Genomic DNA, 2,124 nt, shown 5'->3' on the forward strand with positions numbered 1-2,124 from the left:
TTTTCTTGCGCTCATCGATTGCTTTACAAGGGGGAATCTTGCTCTCAGTACGCCAAGCGCATGATTGCACAACAGGGTTTGGTGGGGGCGATCGCAACGGTGCGCCAACGATTTCGAGCTTGTAAAATCGCAAACCAAATTTTGCAAGCCAGGTATAGCAGTCAAGCTGATAGCGATCGCTCCAAGCGCGAGCGCAGGAATAGAAACTGGGGTAACAACTGTAATGATTATGGTGCTGTAGATTGTGTTACAGGTGTCTCAGAGCTGAGCTGTGAAGCGCTAGATTGTTTCTCGGAAATGGATTTTGCTTCCTTAGATTGTGGAGTCGCAGATTGTGGCTCTGGGATAGATTGTGGAGTCGCAGATTGCGGGAGTTGCGGAGGATAAAACATTCATCCTTCTTTTTGTTACCCCCCGACTTCAACTTAATTTAAGAATGCTGTGGGGGAGAGCAGGCAAAATCTAACTGTTCTCATTTTGCCTGCGAGTTTTGTTGACCCCCAGGTTTCTGGCAAATGTCAATTAATGCAAATAGATTTTAGGTATGGTATATATGTACGTTAATCTCATCGATAAACCGGAGATTTGTCTATCCTGAACTTTGATGGGTCAATGAAAACCCAGATTAGGATAGCTAAAAAAATATTCTTGTCTAGGGGTCGAAAGTAGTGGGCATTGTTGTTGAAAACGTCTCTAAAGAGTTCGGCAGTTTTAAAGCCGTTGACGAAGTCAACTTAGAAATTCAATCAGGCTCCTTGGTCGCGCTTTTAGGACCTTCGGGTTCTGGTAAATCTACACTGCTGCGACTGATCGCCGGTCTAGAAATGCCAGATAGCGGGAAAATCTGGTTGACTGGTCAAGATGCCACTCATCAGAGCGTTCAAGACCGCAACATCGGGTTTGTATTCCAACACTATGCTCTATTTAAACACCTCACCGTCCGCAAAAATATTGCCTTTGGCTTAGAGATTCAAAAAACTCCCAAAGGCAAAGTAAAGGCGCGGGTAGAAGAATTGCTGGAGTTAGTGCAACTAAGCGGACTAGGCGATCGCTACCCTTCCCAACTCTCCGGCGGTCAGCGACAACGAGTTGCCTTAGCCAGAGCGCTAGCAGTTCAACCCCAAGTATTGCTGCTAGATGAACCCTTTGGAGCCTTAGACGCCAAAGTGCGTAAGGATTTGCGGGCTTGGTTGCGACGCCTGCACGATGAAGTCCACGTCACCACCGTGTTCGTCACCCACGACCAAGAAGAAGCGATGGAAGTTTCCGATGAAATTGTGGTGATGAACAAAGGCAGAGTCGAACAAATCGGCACACCCGCTCAGATTTACGATCACCCAACGACGCCGTTTGTCATGAGTTTCATCGGCCCGGTGAATGTGTTGCCCAGCACTTCCCGCATTTTCGAGGCAAACGGGTTTGATTCGACCCAAGCAGAAATTTTCCTGCGTCCCCATGATGTAGTCGTAGACACGAACCCCAACGGCAGCTCCGTACCGGCACGAGTAAACCGCTTGATTCATCTCGGCTGGGAAATTCAGGCAGAATTAATCCTAGACGATGGTCAGGTCGTCACGGCTCATATCACGCGAGAGCGGTTCGACCAGTTAGATTTGGAGCCGCAACAGCGAGTATTCGTCAAACCAAAGGATGCGAAATCTTTCCCGCTGTATTTTTCGATCTAGCACTTTTTCGATCTAGCACTTCCGGCGTCAACACTCAGCTTTCAGCTTAATCGGCTTTAATGAGATATCTAAGTCGATTTGAAAGAGCGCATAGTTAATTTATGAAGTGGGGACGCCTGTCTATTCATCGGTGGCGGTTCATCGGACAATTCTTTTGTCTGTTTTGTCTTTGTTGTTTTCTCGCGATCAGCTGTGGGAAGCGACCGGCGTCTGATTCAGCGACTTCTCCCAGTCCCGGTGGTGCCGATTCCGGTCGGATTACCATCGGCACCACCCAGAAGCCACGGACGATGGACCCGGCAGATAATTACGAGCTAGCAGCCGTTTACTTGCTCTATAACCTGAGCGATCGCCTGTATACCTACGAATTGGGAAGCACCCAACTCAAGCCGCAACTGGCGACGGCAATGCCGAAAGTGAGTCCAGACGGGTTAACTTA

At 48.4% G+C, this 2,124-nt stretch carries 2 protein-coding genes and 1 pseudogene; all 3 read left to right on the forward strand.

The features are described 5' to 3' along the window. Positions 1–387: membrane protein insertion efficiency factor YidD (yidD, locus tag H6F50_RS16280; protein WP_206754834.1), on the forward strand; the 387-nt coding region annotated here is incomplete at its 5' end. A 281-nt stretch (positions 388–668) separates the two neighbouring features. Further along, positions 669–1,685: a TOBE-like domain-containing protein gene (locus H6F50_RS16285; RefSeq protein WP_190429500.1), complete on the forward strand. Its 1,017-nt coding sequence runs from the start codon at positions 669–671 to the stop codon at positions 1,683–1,685. A 101-nt stretch (positions 1,686–1,786) separates the two neighbouring features. Beyond that, a pseudogene (locus H6F50_RS16290) lies at positions 1,787–2,124 on the forward strand (peptide ABC transporter substrate-binding protein); the annotation flags it as partial.

The organism is Coleofasciculus sp. FACHB-712 (genome assembly GCF_014695635.1).
Lineage (GTDB): Bacteria > Cyanobacteriota > Cyanobacteriia > Cyanobacteriales > FACHB-T130 > FACHB-T130.